Raw genomic sequence first — 17,500 nt, 5'->3', positions numbered from 1 at the left:
CCACTACTGAAGCTAAAAGACCAACTGATTAGCAAAAATTATCACCTTAAGTACGGGAGAGACTCACGTTATATAAAATAGCTTGCCATCAAGAACTAATCTAGTAAATCTTTCAAAGCTGCCAAATGAGTTTGTGTATTCTGCTCAAAGGCAATACCAAGCTTTTCCCAGGTATGATAGCCCTGCCAAATTCGTTGCCAATATAGTGGTACCTGCTCTTCTCCCTCGCGATCTAAAATCATCTGCAAATAGAGTTCTACGGCTTTTTTCGCTATAAAGCCATGCCCATCCTTGATATTGTCAACCTTCTTATGAACTGTGTAGTAGAAGGGGTTGATATTGCGACCTTCTAGACACTTAGCCAGTTGTAGAGAAACGGGAGTTTCCCCCCACTCTAAATAAAGTGTCATACCCAATAATTCTGGAAAGAAACGCCGAGGAAACATTCCTACAGCGAGTTGAAACACTGGCTCTTCAAAGGCAAAATCCATCAGGTTAGAGTTTTCAATAAAAGCACGACTTTCCACCGGAGCGAGGTCAATACCAAGATTTTTAATTGTTCGATCGTAGAGGTTAGGGTGATGCTGCTCAAATATTCCATTGCCTCCTTCATCCATACGAATACGAAAGAGCATACACTCCACCTGGTTACTCGGACCGCAAGGAAGGATATTGGTTAGCCATACTCCATCCAACAAGGCAAATGGAGCATTTTGAAGCAATCGTACTAATACCAATTCTTGAGAAAATCGGCCTACATTTAATCCATTCCATAATTCTCCTGAATCTAGCCAGTAGTCTTTTTTGGTTGAGGAAAGAGCTTTATTGTATTCATAATTTAACCAATCTTCAAAGGCATCAAGACTATAACTAAACCCTGGATATTTAGAATAGTCGCTACTCTCTTTAAAGTAACTCTCTGCTAATTTTAAAACATCTGGCAAAGCTTGCGGATAAGTTTCCAGATTTAGCATACAGTGGAATTGTTCCCGCTTACTGCCCATGAATGCTTCAGTGTTAAACGGAAGCATATCTGTGGGGGGAAATTTGCAGTTAGACTCAGCCTCTAATTTTATCGTTAATGAAGTGTTTTCCATGTTTATCCTCAAGAGCATAAAATTAAAATTGACATAATTGAGAAAAGGAATTACAGGTACACAAAAAAATCTTTAGCCCAGCCAGTGGAAAATTACTGAATATCAACAACTAACCACATAGTCAAACCTTATTCTTCTAGTTTACCATCTTGTCGAATATCGCAAGTCGTACAATGAAATGAGCCGCCAAAGATATAAACGTGGCGAAAATCAACAGCAATGACTTTGCACTTCGATGGAGTCTAAGGTAAGGTATAGTACTTCCCAATGTCAAGACAGAAAAAGAGCAAATTTAAGAAATAATCGGCTCTGACGGACTTAGTGTGATTAATTTTGCTTATCAAAGCCAAAAATTTGAGAAACTGAAGGGCTCAAAAGCTTACTAGATAAGGACTTAAAGAAAAATGGGATCGAGAGGCTTTGATAGATGAGCAGAAAGTTACAATATATGAAGAAGTTTCCCTTCAAGTTACTTCGATATTCTTTTTCTTCCGATAATCGAGCTTTAATTTTCTTAACATCATTAACTAAATCTAGCCGCTGTTTGCTGAATAAAGGGTGGAAGCGGATATTCCACCCATGCGAAATTAGATGAGTCATGAGTCTAATGTAACTCCTTCCAAAAGTGCGTCTTCTTCTGCTTTCATCTCCTCTGTATAAGGCACAAGAATAGATGGATCTTTGATTGCATCTGCCATTAGCGCATCTAGGAATAGTCGCAGCATTTTGGGGTCTTCCTCTTCTTCATCATCCTCATCTTCAGCTACTAACTTCACCAGGAGAGTGTTATCAGATAATACCTCTATTTTCACGCTGGCATTAGTCCATTGGGGATGCTCTTTATAAAATGATTCCGGCAGTGATAATCTGGGTAAATCATCTGTTTGGGTGGCACTCAAAGAATAAATTTTTGTTGCCATAATTTCACTTCCTTTGCTGCGACTACTTATGCTCATTATACCATCAGAAATTCAAAACGGCAGTTCGTCATATTCATCGCTTTTCACCTCTACTTTCTTCTTCCCAGAATCAGGTAACTCTATTACACCCGCGATCAATTTCCAACAAGGATCGCCTCTTTCCCAATCGGGAGGTCGCCAAGGCATACTCAAACTAACTGTGACTAAACAATGATTTTTCGGACGATATCCTAAATCTAATTTCCTCACAAATACCGGATCGGTGATAGTTGTTGTCAATGTTTGATTATTTTCAGTGACTATTGTACCTGACCATTTTTGACTGCCTTCATATTTCACGCCAAGAGGTTTAACTGATATTTCTACTGCTTTTACCAGTTCCAAGGTGCGACGCTGAGATAGTGGTAATGATTGCAAATATGGCACTTCCACATATCTCAAATCGTTGTGCAGAATATATTCTTCTTTGCTACAATATTGGAGCAGGTAAGCTGGGGGAACTTGTCCAGAACGCATCCATTTTCCTGGCAATATGGAAAGGTTTTCGCTCTCGAAACCATAATCAGGCCCAGTTTTGGCTAAGGGAATTTCTAAAATATCTAATAATCCGGGTTCTGTTCCCCCAATCAGTCGCATTTCCTTGGTAACTTTACCATCTGGTAAATCGGAAACAGCACGAATCCACTGTCCTTTCATGGGAGTAATTCCGGCGATGCACCTTTCACCTCGCTTCCATGAATTAGCAAGGCAAATTATCCGTGTCATAGATGGCATATTTTCACATTTTCCCACTTTTTATTTAAATATTCGGCAACTAAGCGGCGATGGCAATGATGTGGTTTTGCTTCGCTACATAGCAGACATCCTCCATCTAAAATATCTGGCGAAACTTTCTCCTCTATTTTGCGTTTTACGATTAAATCGATAAATTGTTTTTCGTAAGTTTCCCAATCACCTTTCTTCTTTTTATAAGCATCAAGGATATCTTGAGTGGGTGCTAAGTCTAAAATGTGAATGTATTCGATATTGCCTACTTTGCGGAGAAAATATTCTAAGTCTTTACGTTTGGCAAATCCAGCTAATTGGGAAACGTTATTCAGTCGCGTGTCTATGACTCGCTGTACTCCTGCTTTCAGCAAAGTCTCAAAAAATTGCTCGGCGCTTTTTTGAGTAAAGCCGATCGTAAATAAGTTAATCTCTTTATTCATGGTCGAATACCTCTAAAATAAGTAAAACTTGCTGCCTAGATCCCCGACTTCTTCAAGAAGTCGGGGATCTAATGCTGCCTAGATTCCCGACTTCTTCAAGAAGTCGGGGATCTAATCTTCTTTGACATATGCAATTTCGTTACCTTGTCGATTATAAGCTTCTTCTAGATCGATTTCATCTTTGATAGGTGACGGATCGAATAAACTTAATTGAATGGGCCGATCGCTATCTTTATTAAATTTCTTTAAGAGCCTTTTTTCTAGTTGCTCTTGCGTTTCCAAACTGCCATCTGATAAAATATGATTAATCTGCACCTCAAATTTTCCCAGTTGGCGACAAACTAAAATAGTGCGATGACAGGTAAGCGGATCTTTTTCCGCACACATCATCGCAATTCGATAAGTTTCAGCACCTTTAACTAAGCGTTGAATTCCTTCGGCAAATAGGTTAGTGGCAGCAATTCTTTCGTAAAGCGCTTTGCCAGTATTATCGTAACAGCTTAAATCTTCCGGTCTTGCACCTAGTTCTCGACCCAGGAAAACATAGCGAATGCCAATGTTTTGTAATGATGCTTTTAAGGCGGATTGATTGAAATGGGGTAAGCGACGGCTGTAGGGATGCGATCGCACATCCGCCACCGCCGTAATTTCATGCTGTTGAAGCAACGAAATAAAAGCTTCAATACTGAGATTGGAGTGACCTATGGTGAATAGCTGCATAATTATGAGTTTGATTTTGCCCCTGTAGTAAGTGTGTTTGACGATTGACCCAGCCAACAATGACCCAACTGCCCCAAGCCAGCCAAATCATAAGTAAATCATATCGTTTTAATAACTTATTTTGATTGATTTAAACTCAGCCAGAAAAGGTTGTATTTGCGATCGCCATCCGCCATCCGGAATCACAGCTAGTCAGCTTGTATATATAACTTATGATGTCAGGCTGCATAAGTGCCATTGGGTCAGGCACACCCGATATCAGGCCAAAATTCAAGGCTTAGTTATATCCAAGCCAAATTGACACTCCTGATACTTGAGGATTAGTTATGTTTTCCACACACTCATCCCAAAACGCCAAACACCTTTTCAAACCTCCAATTGAGCTTGTGGCACTTCTTCTTTATGTTGCTGCTTCTGGATATACAGTCGGTCGATTTTTCATAGACGCTAACAACTACACCATCGGATACGAAGCATACCGAAACGCTGATTGCACAGCAGCTGTTGCACATTTCGACAAAGTGATCGATGGCTGGCGCTTTGCCGACTTGCGTAACTATGCGAGTCTCGCCAAGCAAAAAAAATCACAATGTCTCAACCTCATATCAGCTAAAGAAACTTTATCTGGCGATCCGATAAACGTTATTGAAGTCAAGCAGTAACTAGCTTGCGATAATAATTGCCCACATACTTGCTGCCAAAACTATCGTTGCCAAATGTTGCGGCAGCAAAAATCGCAGCGGTTGACGAGCAATTTTTTGCGTTAAGACTATTGACAAAAGCACAGAAAAAATCAGGGTTGTTCCCTGCAAAAATGCGATCGTGGCTGGATGCGCTACCAATATCGGTAAACCTTCACCGCTAAACCCAAAAGTAGCCAAACTTAATGGCAGAATTCGTCCCGCTTCGCCCAAACCCAGTTGCAAATAATGAGCCAAATTACCCCCCAAAACCAGAGGTAAATAACCGTAAGCCAACTCTACAAACGAGCGCGGTTTCAACAAACGATTAAATAGCTGAATCGAGCCATATGCCAACAAAGTAACTAATGTAGGCACAATCAAAACTACCAGAACAAATGCCAAATGAGGCAAAAACAAATCTAAATTGAAATTCAATCCCAACCAAGATTCTAATTCCGGCAGGCGATGAAGATATATACCTCCCAACAACAACATTAGCAGCGCCACTTCATAGGCATGAGGCACATGAGTAGTCCATAACTCAATCCCTGGCGGACGCAAATTTAACTCGACCGATCGATGGGGACAAGCTTTGAGGCAAGTCATGCAAAGTACGCAATCTTTGTTATCTTCCAAATGGGTTGGATGAGAATATAAAGGACAGCCATCAGTCTCCAAGCCCTCCCCTTTTTGAGGCCCACCTTTGTAACATTGATAAGTAGTGCATTCTGCCGAACAAGTTCCTTGCTGCGCTCTTAATTCGGTCATCGATAATTTGGCAAATAAGCCATTCATTCCACCGATCGGACACAGATACCTGCACCAAAATCGCCGCTCAAAAATAGCGGAAAAAATCATCGCTCCGGCAGTAATTAACAGCAACAAACAAGCAGAAAGGTAAGCAGTATCTTCTAAATGCCAAAGTTCTTCCCACAAATAAATTAAAACAAATAAGCCAAACAAAAACCATCCTCCCCACTTTTCCGCTGACTGTCGCGGCCACCGCTTTAGCTGACGCGGCCAAAGCCATAGGGAAAGTTTCTGCGTAACTTCCCCATATATCATGAATGGACAAACAGCACACCACAGGCGTCCTACAAAGGGAAAACCAATCAGAACTAAAGGCCACCACCAAGCCCAAAATAAATTTAAAGCCACATTTTGATGGCGATGCTGAGGGCCAAAAAATAAGATCCCTATAACAATTGCAAAAAAGCTTAATGTGAAGCCATAATTTATTCTATCCGGCCACCAGGGACTGCGTAAAAATCGTCGCAAACTTGGATAGGCATTTAAGAGATTGACGCGAAATTGTTTTTTCTTAGTTTGGGCAGACCAAAAAACAGCTTCGGTTAGCTCGTTCGCACCAGGGGATTGGACGATCGCTCTTTCCACCAAACTTTGCAACTCTCTGAGATTGCCAGGAAAATCGTAGGCTTGCAACCATCGCAAAGCTTCTGATGTTATTTGAGGTTTGTTTATACCTTTAGCTTTACAAAACAATCTAAAGTAGTATTCTACTTGATCGGCAACATCCGCTTTTCTTACTCGCAGAGGCGGAACTTTGACTGCATGACCGACGCTGCGATCGATCGCAGGTAAGGTTTTCTCGGAAATCATCAGAATGCGTGCTAGACACTTACTTTTGAGCGACGATTCCGACCCTTTATTTCCGACTGGTGTATAAGTGCCACTTTTCACCAATTCAGCTATTTTGGGCATCAATTCTGGCGGCAGTTCTTGGATATTGTTGAGAAGTAAACTTCCTTCTCCCAACCATTCAATTAATCCAGATTTTCCCCCAGCACGACCAAAAAGTTCTACACCGTTTGCCTGCAACTTACTGCAATCAATTTTAATCATCGGTTGTCGTCGCTGAGACGAACTAAAATGAATCAGAGCGGCAATGTTATCTTTTTCCAGTCCCGGTTCCCCAAAAATTAACACCGAACGGCGATCTTCTGTGGCTTTTTTAATTTGCTGTCGCAAACGCACAGCATAACGACTTTTACCTACAATTCCTCGTTTCGCCTTAGTTACTAAGTAGGGACGTAAAATAGTTTGGCGTTCTTGCTCATAAGTTAATTGAGAAGATATCTGCGCTAATTCCATTGCCAGTTGCTGGGAAAAAGTCTGGGTAATTTCCGGGTATTTGACAACTAATTCCCGAAATTTGTCAGCCGGAATAAACCACACCTGACATTCGCTCAGCGCTTGGACAGTTCTTTGCGCCAACTGCCCAAATAGTAGCTCTTGTGCGTGAACGATCGCACCTGGGAGTAAACTGATACCCCAAACCGAACCTGTTTGATTGATGCGATCGCCCTCCAGCCGTCCTTGTTTGAGGATATAAAGACCTTCCGGTGGCGTATCTTCCAGCACGAGGCGAGTTTGGTTGGGTACGACTTTTTCGATCAAAACTGGCGCGATCGCTTCCAATACCTCATCCGACAGCACGCTTAGAGCTGTTCGTTCTTTTAGCCAAATTACCGCGTCGCTTGCTGTCATCGTTGGCGCTCCTATAAGCTTCACTTTACATTTTAAAGATATATAATCAAGAATATTAATTTTTAGGTGTTATTGCCAACAAAAAAGGAACTAATATGTCAGATCCGATCGATCTGTGGGTGCCCTTAGCACTTCTGGGTTTGATTATCCTCGCGGCAATTTACTTCAGTCGCAGCAGCTGAAATGCAATTCGCCTTTTTAACTATTCCTGCCATGAAAAAATCTTTTCTCGTCACCGCACTTCTTGTTTTCTTCCTGGCACTCCTTCCCGCGTGCTTCGGTAAAGAAAACACCTCTAACGCCGCAACTGCCTTCAAACTGAAGCTGCCGATCGACTGCACGCTCGGTCAAAACTGCTTTATCATGCACTACGTAGACCGCGACCCCAGCCCAGCAGAAGTCGATTTTGGCTGCGGTCGCCAAACTTACAACGATCACACCGGTACGGACTTTGCGATTCCAGATGAACGGGCGATGGCAGCAGGCGTAGCCGTCAAAGCAGCCGCTGCCGGTAAAGTCCTCCGAGTTAGGGACGGAGTGAGCGATCGCAGAGTCGCCGATGAAACCGATAAAGCCAACGTTCAAGGTAGAGAATGCGGTAACGGAGTTGTGATTGACCACGGCAACGGTTGGCAAACACAGTACTGTCACCTCCGCAACGGCAGCGTTGTTGCCAAACCGGATACCGCAGTCGCTGCCGGTACGGTGTTGGGTATGGTAGGAGAATCCGGTTTAGCTTCCTTCCCTCACGTTCATTTGACCGTTCGCTACCAGAATAAAGTTGTAGACCCGTTTGTGGGTGCCAATGCTGGGACTGGTTGTCGAGTCGATCGCAAACCTTTATGGGAACAGCCTCTGAGTTACGTTCCCACAGGTCTGGTGCGATCGGGTTTTGCCACCGAAGCACCAACTATGAACGCTATCTGGGAAGGACGCTTTTCGGAAACAGAACTTTCTCACAACAGTCCGGCGCTGATTTTTTGGGTGCAAACATATGGAGTGCTTCAGGGCGATCGACAAGAATTTCAACTTACCGCACCCGACGGTAAACCTTTCGCCGTCCGCAAACAAGACCTCGCTCAGCCCAGTCGAGCTTGGTTGAGCTATGTTGGCAAAAAGGCGTCCGCCAATCAACCGTTATCGCCTGGTGTTTGGCGAGGAGAATATCGCCTGATCCGTAATGGTAAGGTACTGATTGACGTGAAGCGAGAAGTGCGAATGCGCTGAAGTAGAGCTAGATTAAGACTTTAGGTAAGTTTTTCAGAGCAGGTACGTAGAGTGAGATCGGTTTTTCTGAATTACTGGCGAAGGCTTTTTGCCAGCTGGCTGCTGACGCTGGTAGCAGTCCTGAGTTGTTTGTTACTCATCGGCACGCCACCTGCTTTAGCGGGTATCAACGACGATTACTTTGAGGGCAATGTGTTTGTCCTTTATGGCGGGAATGGTTCCTTAGTGCCGCCAAAAGTGACTTTGGCACAATCTTTGCAGGCAGATAAGCCGACTTTGTTGGTGTTCTATGTAGATGACAGCAAGGATTGCAAGCAATATGCTGTTGTGGTTTCCCGACTGCAAGCATTTTACGGTCGGGCGGCAGATTTTATCCCCGTTAGCGTGGATAGTATCCCAGCCAAATCTACCTACGAAACGACGGAACCTGGGTATTACTACAAAGGTTTTGTACCTCAAGTTGTCTTACTCGATCGATCGGGTAAGGAAGTTCTCAATGAGAAGGGACAAGTGCCGTTTGAGCGGGTAGACGATGTTTTCCGCGAACTGTTTAACTTGCAACCTCGATCGCAATCTGTACAATTGAAACCGCGATTGGTGAATGAGTTCAGTACGGAACTCGCCGAATAAGCTGTAGGTTGGGTTGAGGTGACGAAACCCAACCACCTCAGTGTTTTTCACCTTATTGTATTAGGGGGAGTGGGGAGTGGGGGAGAAAAGAACAACAGGTAACTTGCGATCGATAATTTTACGAGGGGAAGGAAGTAAGAATATTTGTTGGGTTTCGCTGGCACTCTACCCAACCTACTATCGATCTTTAGGTGTGTAATATTAAACAAAATACAAAATAATCCTAGAACATAATATCCACCTAACCGTCCCAGATGGTGTTTCTATGTCCAACAACATCTACACCACTAAGGAACTAATTGAAATTTTGGCCCAAGAGCGCCAAGCCTGCCTCATGGGTCAGCGCCTTAACTTAACTGCGGAAGCTTCTGGCAATCCTTTAATCGATCGGTTTCTCAAATCCGAGGGAGCGCAAAAGTTTGCCGCTTATCAAGATTTTAAAGAGACGATTCACCGCTATCAAAGGGAAAACGATGTTTCCGGTATTGTCTGGCGACAAGTCGCGGTGAAAGGGAAAACTCTGCGAATGCCGGAAGTAGATGCCCAGTTGATTGCTCTGCCCAGCGATATCGAGACGCTCAAAGCTGCTAAACCTTCAATATTAGCATTCTGGTATGAGGTGACGGCGGGAATGGATTTATATTTGAGTGTGAATAATGGCAAGGATTTTCGATCGATCTCTCCTGCTGATGTGGGCAGAATTTCTCAGCGCACCGAATGGGCGGGTTTGTGCAACTTTGAAAAGTCCGATTTCCTAGAAATTATCTTGCAGCTGGGATGGGGAAAGCCGGAGGAAGCTGTTTACAAACGGGGATGGCCGACTTCCGGCAGCGAGTATATCCATGCGGTAAAGCCCGGAAATCGACCGATTTGTTAAGTGTTTTCTAGGGAGAGGGAAGCAATTTTTAATTTTGACTGTTGATTTTTGACTTTTGACTTATCAACGCTTTGTACAAACGTCGCATTTGCGCCCGCAAGTATTTCCATTGGTCGATCGCATGGACTGCGATCGTCGCCAAAAATGTGTAAGACAGCCAAAAATGCAGACTGGTGCTGAAATCGGCCAGTGCTTTGTTTTCTGGAAATAAGTCTGGCAAAGCAATACCAGTGCCAAATATAACTACATCGTAGCCATGAGAGTTGGTACAAAAATAGCCGCTTAGGGGAACGAACAGCATAAAAATGTAGAGAATTGTATGAAAAGCAAATGTTTTCAGCCATTCCCCGGTCAAATTGGGCTGACGCCGCCTATACTTGTGTTGGATGACGCGCAGCAGCACAAAAATTCTGGCCAGCAGTATACTCATCACCACTACCCCAAGCGTCTTATGGAATCCGTATAAAGACTCCCCATACGTTACTTCCTCTGGCAAATCGGTCATGTAAGCGCCAGTGGCAAAAAGCACGAGAAAGCAGGCGGCCATTAACCAATGTAAAAACCATAAATTCTGAGCATCGGTCTTTTTTTTGCCTTTTTTACTTCTAATCTGGGCAACAGTCACCTGAGTTTCTCCTTTCTAAAATTTTGAGTCTGTAGAATGGATCGGAACGCAGAATTTTCGCGATAATCATTCATTTTATCGCTCTGATACACTCTATTTAGGCTTATATTGTCTTATCCTAGTAGTGCTTGACAATTAAGGTCTACTCGATCGGAAAACCGGGAATCAATCGATCGATCTCTTGCATTATCTGCATGGTTTCTTTGAGGGCAATCACGACTTTTTGATAGTGCAATACATCATCAAAGGATAAGGTGCGTCTGGCTTTCTTGCGATCCTTCAGCCATTTATCTAATACCTGATAACCACCAATATTAAATTCCCATACGTTGGGTGTGATGCCTTCAAAATAGCGGTTTCTGTTGATATAAATTCTTTGTTCTGCGGGTTTATAGGTAACTTCAGTAACGGCATTGTCGCCATCGCCATCCATTTTAGTAATCAGCTTATTGAGTTTCTTCGATTTCATCAGGTGCAGGTCTACCAACGCCTCACCTTTTGCCCCCAGGTCTTTGAATAGCCGATCGCTGCTGGTTAACGGTACACGGGGAAAGTCGATTTTGAGAAATTCGGCGTAGCGTTGGCGATAGGTGGGGCTATGGAAGATAGCGTAGATATAGTAAAAGATTGCTTCTGGAGTGGGAATGTAACCAAGCTTCTCTCGAATGGCATGAACAAACTTCTGAGCTAGGTTAGTTTCGATTTCATTACTTTCAAAAAGGGATTTTTGTGAATTCCTGGGGTCAGGATACAAATACAATGGAAATAAATAAGTACGTTCTCGCGTAGCTACTGAAACTGTACAGTCTGTAACGGGATACTTAGTACAAAATATATGCTTAAATTCACTATTTACTTGACGGGTCGTACATAAGCTCAAATTATTTTCTTCAAGAAGATGTCGTGTAACTTCGTATCTAGGAAGTTCAACTACATCTTCATGGTGATAATATGCCCTCCAGTCAAATGGACGATAAAGACATTGTGTAAAAAAGCTTTCCCAATCAGAGTTTGATTTTAGAGAGCGCCGTCTTTGGCTTAACTTCCAATCTCTCGTATCTTGAAGCTCATAGGTTTCGCTAATTTCTCGATCTGAAATGTTTAAGTCTCTAAATTTTTCTATGCGTTTTTGGAGTTCTGATAAATCAAAATCAAACACAAAATGATCTCGATGAGTTTTGACTCCTGTTGAGTTGACTGGCATAATTTCAGTAATTTTCCAGCCAGCTTCGTACTCTGTACGCAAATCTTTGTCTTGAGGTATGAAAAGATAGAGCGGTGATTGAGGAAAGATTTCTGTCCATTCAATGGTAGTAATATCATGCTCTTGAAGATAGCGATATTTATCTTCCCGTGAACCCCAGAGATCGGCGTGATAAATCTTAGCCATTGATTACTTTACTCCGTTTTCCATTCGCTTTCTGGAATGTCAGCACCAATCATAATATTGCGTAGCGTACCCAGAGGCAAATCGCGTCCCTTGTGGTAAGGCACAATTACTTGAAGTTGGCGATCGAGATTTCTCCACTTGCGGTGACTGCCCTTTTGAGAAATCAATGCAAATCCATAACGCTCCAGAATCCGCTCAACTTCACCTGCATTCATGCGACGGTCGCGGGTCATCCGACGGAAACCTCCCGCAAAATTGTGCCTGATTTTAATTCGATCGGGTCTGGTTCAAGATAGAGCGCGATCGCTTCACGAATATTGTCTAAGGCTTCTTCTTCTGTTTCTCCTGCCGAAACACAACCCGGTAATTCTGGACACCAAACAGACCAGTCTCCCGTTTCAGCATCGGCTTCAAGTACAACACGCCATTTCATCACGGTTTCTCCTTGGGATATTTCACCATAATAGCCACAGCTACCCCTTGTTGAATATCAAACACATTCTTATCGGGTGAACCATCCGGGGCAACTTCTTTTTTTCGACTGTTACCATGCAAATCGATCAGATAAATCTCGTCAAACGTCTTCTCTAAACTCTGGCGCATTCCCCGAAACGTGGGATTATCCAGATAGCCATGATTGGTAATAAATGCCAAAATGCCGGAACCTGTGCGATCGATTCGCCATTGACCAAAGCGAATAAATTTCACATAGTCATCCTGCAAATATTTAGGGTTTTGCTCACCTAATGGCAGACCGTCTACATAGTAATAATCTTTAACTAAACCTGCAATCCACTCGCTTTTATTTGCCGAATTTCCCGAATAGGGCGGATTGCCTATTACAACCATTACAGGTGTATCTCGCTTCACCGTTGAGGCTTCATTGGCTTCCTGTGCGACAAACTGACCAAACAAAATCTCTGACTTTTTCAGTGCTTCATCTAGCGTATTTGTGAGGTAAATTCCTAATCGCTGTTTGCCCTTAAATTGGTAGCCTAGTTCTTGTAGTTGTAGACCGAGTTTAAGGTGAGCGATCGCATAAGGAGCCATCAGCAACTCAAAGCCAAACAACCGATTCAGCAAATTATCTCGCACATAGCTATCCCATTGGTTCGCCATGCCAATTTCTTCTAAATTGCGATAAATCTGCTTCACCACCTCATACAAAAACGTACCCGTACCCGTTGCTGGGTCAAGAATTTGCACTCTCGGCTTTTGCGTTACTGGATCTTTGGCATTATCGGCTAAACCTAACGGCAAATCAAAGCGATCTTTTAGAATCGCATCTACCGATCGCACAATAAACGACACCACAGGTTCCGGTGTGTAATAAACGCCCCGACTCTTTCGCAAAGCCGCATTATACGCCGCCAGAAACGTTTCGTAAAAATGCACAACCGGGTCTTCTTGACGAGTACGCCGCCCAAAATTTTCCAGAATGCTGCCCATATCCACCTGAGACAGCAATTGCACGAGATCGTCGATCGCCCAATCAATCTGACTCACCGCATCAGTTTCGACGATCGTATTAAACAACCGCTTCAAAAATGGGTTTGTTGGTGGAATATAGGTGCCAGCAGTGCGACGGGTAAACACTTCACCCGCCGGATTTTGAGCATGACCGACTCTTGCCGCAAATAATCCATAAGAAATCGTCTGAGCATACATATCAGCAAAGTCAGCATCAGTCAAATCGGGCAATAACACTTCACTAAAGCCCTGCTTTAATTGATGTAATTCTCCCTCAGATTCCTCTAGGCTAAGAGCCGTTTCTGTTGCCAATCGGATCGCTTTTGTTAACCTCGCCATCTGTCGCGCTAAGTCTTCAGGACTGCTTACGATCTCGCCTGTGTAGTTGAGAAACTGCTCCAGCAGAGCCGCAATTTTGTCAGTATCTTTTACTTGCAGTGTATTGCCTTTGCGATCGGCTAATACCTCCTTAAGTCTGCGCTTCCCGTTGACATACCAGCGAAACTCTAGATAATTGGTCAACACCAAATTAGGAAACGATTCTAGATATCGTTGTAATTGTTCTGTTTTTTCTACCCGATCTAGATCTAGCTCAACGTCTTTGGCTTCCACATAACCCACTAGCAACTCTCGCCGCTTCACCGTAAAGTCTGGAATCCCTGCTTTGTTGCCTGTTTCTTCAATCACCGCGTCAATTCCATTAGCGGGATCGTCCAGCAAATTTTTTAATGCTGGGTAATGGCTACGCTCACTTCCTTTTTGCAGGTTCTTTTGAATTGACTTTAAATAAGTATCAAACGAGAGAGATGGCATTGTAATCTTAACCTCGGTGCGATTGATGAAGTTTTGGCAAACGCTTTCTTACTCTCAGTATTCCAATTGCCAGCGCAACAGATCCCCGACTTCTCTAAGAAGTCGGGGATCTAGCCTTCTTTCGGCGGTAATCGCAGGAGGCTTAGGCAGTGCGGAGCCGTTTTCGATCGCGATTCCCCGATTTTGTGGACTTTTTGCTGCGGGTGGGTGTGGATGGTGTCTGGGACTTTCCCTGGCTACTGCGACGTTGATTCGATCGCTTCGGCTTCAGTTGCTCTGCCACAGGCTGAGCTGGGGAGGTTGGCTCGTACCCTCGAATTACTAGCTTGGCAAGGGTTCGATTGAGCAACCGTTCGATGTCTTTTAAGAGTGGATATTCATCGCTAGAGACTAGGGAAACGGCTCGTCCAACGTTTCCAGCGCGACCTGTGCGACCGATGCGATGCACGTAGTCTTCTGGGACATTGGGTAGTTCAAAGTTCACCACATGGGGAAGCTGGTCGATATCTAGTCCCCGCGATGCTACGTCGGTAGCAACTAATACCCGCACTTTCCCTTGCTTAAAGTCTTGCAGGGCACGGGTGCGGGCTGCCTGAGTTTTGTTGCCATGAATTGCGGTGCTTTTCAGCCCATCTTTAGCAAGCTGCTCGGCTAGACGGTTGGCTCCGTGTTTGGTGCGGGTGAAGACCAGTACCTGTTTCCAATTGTGGAACCCGATCATATAAGAAAGGAGTTCTCGCTTGCGATCGCGATCGACAGGATGAACCACCTGTTCCACCTGTTCGGCGGCGGTATTGCGGGGAGCCACTTCGATCTGTGTCGGAGAATTTAGCAGAGTGCTGGCAAGCTGCTGAATCTCTTTAGAGAAAGTGGCAGAAAACATCAGCGTTTGCCGCGATGCGGGCAGTTTCGCCAAGATTTTGCGGATGTCGTGGATGAAGCCCATATCTAACATCCGATCGCATTCATCCAGCACCAGTATCTCTATCTGGGATAGGTCTACGGTCTTTTGCCCAAGGTGGTCGAGCAACCGACCGGGCGTAGCGACTAGAATATCAATTCCCCGACGCAGCGTTTGAATTTGCGGCCCAATGCCGACGCCGCCATAGATCGCTGTCGATCGCAGGGACAGGTATTTGCCATAGGTTTGGACGCTATCCTTGACCTGATCTGCCAATTCGCGAGTGGGGGTGAGGATGAGGGCGCGAGGCTTGCGATGCCCGTTGTTGGGGTTGGTTGTGTCCAGGAGTTGCAGTAGAGGCAGGGTAAAGCCAGCCGTCTTTCCCGTTCCTGTTTGGGCGCTGGCGAAAACGTCTTGCCCTTTCAGAATGGCGGGAATTGCTTGCTGCTGAATGGGGGTTGGTGAGGTGTAGCCAGAGTCAGCAACAGCACGAAGCAGGTCGGTCGAAAGACCGAGGTTACGAAATGTCATGGATGCGATCGCTCCTAGTAATGCCCCTATCCCAAATCAAATACCTGGGGCCAGTCTAAGAGCAAAAAATTTATGTTTCAGTTGGATAGCTTGAATCAGCTTTTTTCCAATGCGTCAGTAACAGACCGGAATGTACTGGCAGATGCTTATTATAACAGAAATTATCACTCTTCATCTAGAGTGCGAGGAAAATACTATTTCGATTTTCGTTTGGACTTGGGTGGTGTGCGGTGTGCGCCAAAGTATTTTTCACTGCGGTAGCGCAACCACACTCGCAACTGTTGCGGAATTTCGTCTTTTTGTTCTTTGGTCAGCGTGTTGTAAAGGGCTAATGCTCGCTCTCGTTCTCCCCGACAGGCAGGATTATTATGAGCATCCCAGTAGCTACGAGCTACCCGAATCCGCCGACAGACTTCTTTGATGAGTGCTTCTCCTGTGAGGGGTTCTTCCTGTTTTGCCATAGTTCGATCGCAACGCGCTCTCCTCAATTTTAACCTTTAGTATGGATGTATTCGCTCTTGTTTCAATTTAGTTTGAATAATGTTGCAAATTTCCAACACAGTCGCTATTCCAGAAGATGAAATCGAAATGAGTGCCGTTCGCTCTCAGGGATCGGGGGGACAAAATGTAAATAAGGTGGCGACGGCGATTCACCTACGTTTTGATATTATCGCTTCTTCATTACCCGATCGCTACAAAGAGCGACTGTTGAAATTGAACGACCAGCGCCTTACCAAAGAAGGTGTGATTGTGATTAAAGCGCAAGAACATCGCACTCAAGAACAGAATCGAGAAGAAGCATTGCAACGACTGCAAGATTTGATTAAAAGTGCGATCGCAGTTCCCAAACCCCGGAAAAAGAGCAAACCAACTCGCAGTTCTCAACAGAAACGTCTGGATAGCAAAACTAAGCGATCGCAAATCAAGACATTGCGCGGAAAAGTTAACGATGAGTAATTTTTGCTTTTATTATCAACTTCGATGTTGAGCAAACTTATCTCTTTAAAGGAGTGGGAATCCAAGTTTTTGCAAGATTTCTTTCAATCGATCGCGCCCATTTAATGCTTGCGCTGTTGCCACTCGTTTTAATGAATGTTCAACCCAATCTCCTGCTACGTTCATCCGCTGTGATTCGTAAAATTTTTGCATAATATCGTTATACTCAGAGATCGCTTCTGCTTGTTGACTGAGATGATAGGTTTCCCGATGGAGAACGGCAGCTTGCGGTAAACGAGGTTTCACTGCCGCAGGTTTCGCCGGATCGAGATAACCCACACACAAACCAAAAACAGCAAACAAGTGAGGCGGTAATTGAAGGGTTTCGGCAACTTTTTCGGGATGGTTTCGCATTCCGCCAATATAAACCGTACCCAAACCTAAAGATTCGGCTGCTACTGTCGCGTTTTGTGCTGCCAACGCTGCATCAATTGTTGCTGTAACAAACATTTCTAAATAATCTAAACCTTGAGCAGGTAATCCTCGTTGTATAGCAAGATGATGCAGTCGTGCCAAATCTGCCAACCAAACTAAAAATAACGGACATTGGCGAATATGAGCTTGATTTCCTGCCAATTGAGCCAAAATTTCTTTCCTGGCAGGATCTTCGATCGCTACTACACTCCAGGTTTGCAGATTGGAAGATGTAGCGGCAGACTGGGCGGCAGCGATTAAAAGTTCTAAAGTTTGTGGCGGTAATAAGTCAGGCAAATAGGCACGAATTGAACGGTGGGATAGCATAGCTGTCAACGTTTCATTCCAGAGGCTATCTAGATTGAATGTATCTGTGCCATACCCTGAAGCCACCCCAGCCCTAAAGGGACGGGGGTTCAAAATGCGATGAAACCTCCACTTGGCTCTCCCAAATTGGTACAACATCCAAGTTCTTAGTGTTAGTATTTTG

General features: G+C 44.2%; 19 protein-coding genes. 5 read left to right on the top strand and 14 right to left on the bottom strand.

The features are described from left to right. Positions 1-95: 95 nt before the first annotated feature. From H6G03_RS27430 to H6G03_RS27410, 5 genes are all read right to left on the bottom strand, one after another. The gene (locus H6G03_RS27430; RefSeq protein ID WP_190471624.1) at positions 96-974 is read right to left on the bottom strand and encodes an iron-containing redox enzyme family protein; all 879 of its coding nucleotides are present in this window, start codon (positions 972-974) and stop codon (positions 96-98) included. A gap of 719 nt (positions 975-1,693) precedes the next feature. Continuing rightward, positions 1,694-2,017, bottom strand: coding sequence for a hypothetical protein (locus H6G03_RS27425; RefSeq protein WP_190471621.1), 324 nt, complete (start codon positions 2,015-2,017; stop codon positions 1,694-1,696). 51 nt (positions 2,018-2,068) lie between these two features. Then, entirely contained in the window at positions 2,069-2,782 is a 714-nt protein-coding gene (locus H6G03_RS27420; protein ID WP_190471663.1) for a dual OB domain-containing protein, read from the bottom strand. Continuing rightward, a complete protein-coding gene (locus H6G03_RS27415; RefSeq protein WP_190471618.1) occupies positions 2,779-3,225 on the bottom strand; it encodes a DUF488 domain-containing protein in 447 nt (148 codons plus the stop codon). Before H6G03_RS27415 ends, H6G03_RS27420 begins: the two co-directional genes overlap by 4 nt. A gap of 111 nt (positions 3,226-3,336) precedes the next feature. After that, positions 3,337-3,945 carry a DUF488 domain-containing protein gene (locus H6G03_RS27410; protein WP_190471615.1) on the bottom strand — a complete coding sequence of 203 codons (609 nt, stop codon included), beginning with the start codon at positions 3,943-3,945 and terminating at the stop codon, positions 3,337-3,339. A gap of 326 nt (positions 3,946-4,271) precedes the next feature. Between H6G03_RS27410 and H6G03_RS27405 the strand changes: the two genes are divergently transcribed. Next, the gene (locus H6G03_RS27405) at positions 4,272-4,607 is read left to right on the top strand and encodes a hypothetical protein (RefSeq protein WP_190471613.1); all 336 of its coding nucleotides are present in this window, start codon (positions 4,272-4,274) and stop codon (positions 4,605-4,607) included. On the opposite strand, the gene H6G03_RS27400 is transcribed toward H6G03_RS27405, so the two are convergent. Beyond that, positions 4,608-7,136: a sigma 54-interacting transcriptional regulator gene (locus tag H6G03_RS27400; protein WP_190471609.1), complete on the bottom strand. Its 2,529-nt coding sequence runs from the start codon at positions 7,134-7,136 to the stop codon at positions 4,608-4,610. 183 nt (positions 7,137-7,319) lie between these two features. Between H6G03_RS27400 and H6G03_RS27395 the strand changes: the two genes are divergently transcribed. The 3 genes from H6G03_RS27395 to H6G03_RS27385 all read left to right on the top strand — a co-directional run bounded on the left by H6G03_RS27395 (position 7,320) and on the right by H6G03_RS27385 (position 9,870). Then, positions 7,320-8,363, top strand: a complete 1,044-nt coding sequence (locus H6G03_RS27395) for a M23 family metallopeptidase (protein WP_199315510.1) — start codon at positions 7,320-7,322, stop codon at positions 8,361-8,363. Between the two features lie 51 nt (positions 8,364-8,414). Beyond that, positions 8,415-8,993, top strand: a complete 579-nt coding sequence (locus tag H6G03_RS27390; protein WP_190471606.1) for a thylakoid membrane photosystem I accumulation factor — start codon at positions 8,415-8,417, stop codon at positions 8,991-8,993. A gap of 265 nt (positions 8,994-9,258) precedes the next feature. Continuing rightward, on the top strand, positions 9,259-9,870 hold the full coding sequence (locus H6G03_RS27385; RefSeq protein ID WP_190471603.1) for a hypothetical protein: 612 nt from the start codon (positions 9,259-9,261) through the stop codon (positions 9,868-9,870). A 28-nt stretch (positions 9,871-9,898) separates the two neighbouring features. On the opposite strand, the gene H6G03_RS27380 is transcribed toward H6G03_RS27385, so the two are convergent. The 7 genes from H6G03_RS27380 to H6G03_RS27350 form a co-directional block, all read right to left on the bottom strand. Then, complete coding sequence (locus tag H6G03_RS27380) at positions 9,899-10,495, bottom strand: cytochrome b (protein WP_322111985.1); 597 nt, start codon at positions 10,493-10,495, stop codon at positions 9,899-9,901. Between the two features lie 142 nt (positions 10,496-10,637). Then, entirely contained in the window at positions 10,638-11,885 is a 1,248-nt protein-coding gene (locus H6G03_RS27375) for a type ISP restriction/modification enzyme (protein ID WP_190471600.1), read from the bottom strand. 8 nt (positions 11,886-11,893) lie between these two features. Next, positions 11,894-12,118, bottom strand: coding sequence for a type II toxin-antitoxin system HicA family toxin (locus H6G03_RS27370; protein ID WP_190471597.1), 225 nt, complete (start codon positions 12,116-12,118; stop codon positions 11,894-11,896). Beyond that, positions 12,115-12,318 carry a type II toxin-antitoxin system HicB family antitoxin gene (locus H6G03_RS27365; RefSeq protein ID WP_190471594.1) on the bottom strand — a complete coding sequence of 68 codons (204 nt, stop codon included), beginning with the start codon at positions 12,316-12,318 and terminating at the stop codon, positions 12,115-12,117. The genes H6G03_RS27370 and H6G03_RS27365 overlap by 4 nt, the downstream gene beginning before the upstream one ends. After that, positions 12,318-14,168: an N-6 DNA methylase gene (locus tag H6G03_RS27360; protein WP_242056920.1), complete on the bottom strand. Its 1,851-nt coding sequence runs from the start codon at positions 14,166-14,168 to the stop codon at positions 12,318-12,320. Before H6G03_RS27360 ends, H6G03_RS27365 begins: the two co-directional genes overlap by 1 nt. A gap of 142 nt (positions 14,169-14,310) precedes the next feature. Beyond that, positions 14,311-15,600, bottom strand: coding sequence for a DEAD/DEAH box helicase (locus tag H6G03_RS27355; protein WP_190471591.1), 1,290 nt, complete (start codon positions 15,598-15,600; stop codon positions 14,311-14,313). Between the two features lie 194 nt (positions 15,601-15,794). Continuing rightward, positions 15,795-16,061, bottom strand: a complete 267-nt coding sequence (locus H6G03_RS27350) for a Precorrin-3B methylase (protein ID WP_190471588.1) — start codon at positions 16,059-16,061, stop codon at positions 15,795-15,797. Positions 16,062-16,140: 79 nt separating this feature from the next. Between H6G03_RS27350 and arfB the strand changes: the two genes are divergently transcribed. Further along, a complete protein-coding gene (gene arfB, locus H6G03_RS27345) occupies positions 16,141-16,557 on the top strand; it encodes an alternative ribosome rescue aminoacyl-tRNA hydrolase ArfB (protein WP_190471586.1) in 417 nt (138 codons plus the stop codon). A gap of 45 nt (positions 16,558-16,602) precedes the next feature. Here arfB and H6G03_RS27340 read toward each other — a convergent pair whose 3' ends face one another. Beyond that, on the bottom strand, positions 16,603-17,496 hold the full coding sequence (locus H6G03_RS27340) for an NADPH-dependent oxidoreductase (RefSeq protein WP_456057589.1): 894 nt from the start codon (positions 17,494-17,496) through the stop codon (positions 16,603-16,605). Positions 17,497-17,500 lie beyond the last annotated feature (4 nt).

The sequence above is a fragment of the Aerosakkonema funiforme FACHB-1375 genome (assembly GCF_014696265.1).
Taxonomy (GTDB): domain Bacteria; phylum Cyanobacteriota; class Cyanobacteriia; order Cyanobacteriales; family Aerosakkonemataceae; genus Aerosakkonema; species Aerosakkonema funiforme_A.
The sequence above is the reverse complement of the archived record's forward strand: the minus strand, read 5'-3'. Positions and strand labels throughout refer to the sequence as shown.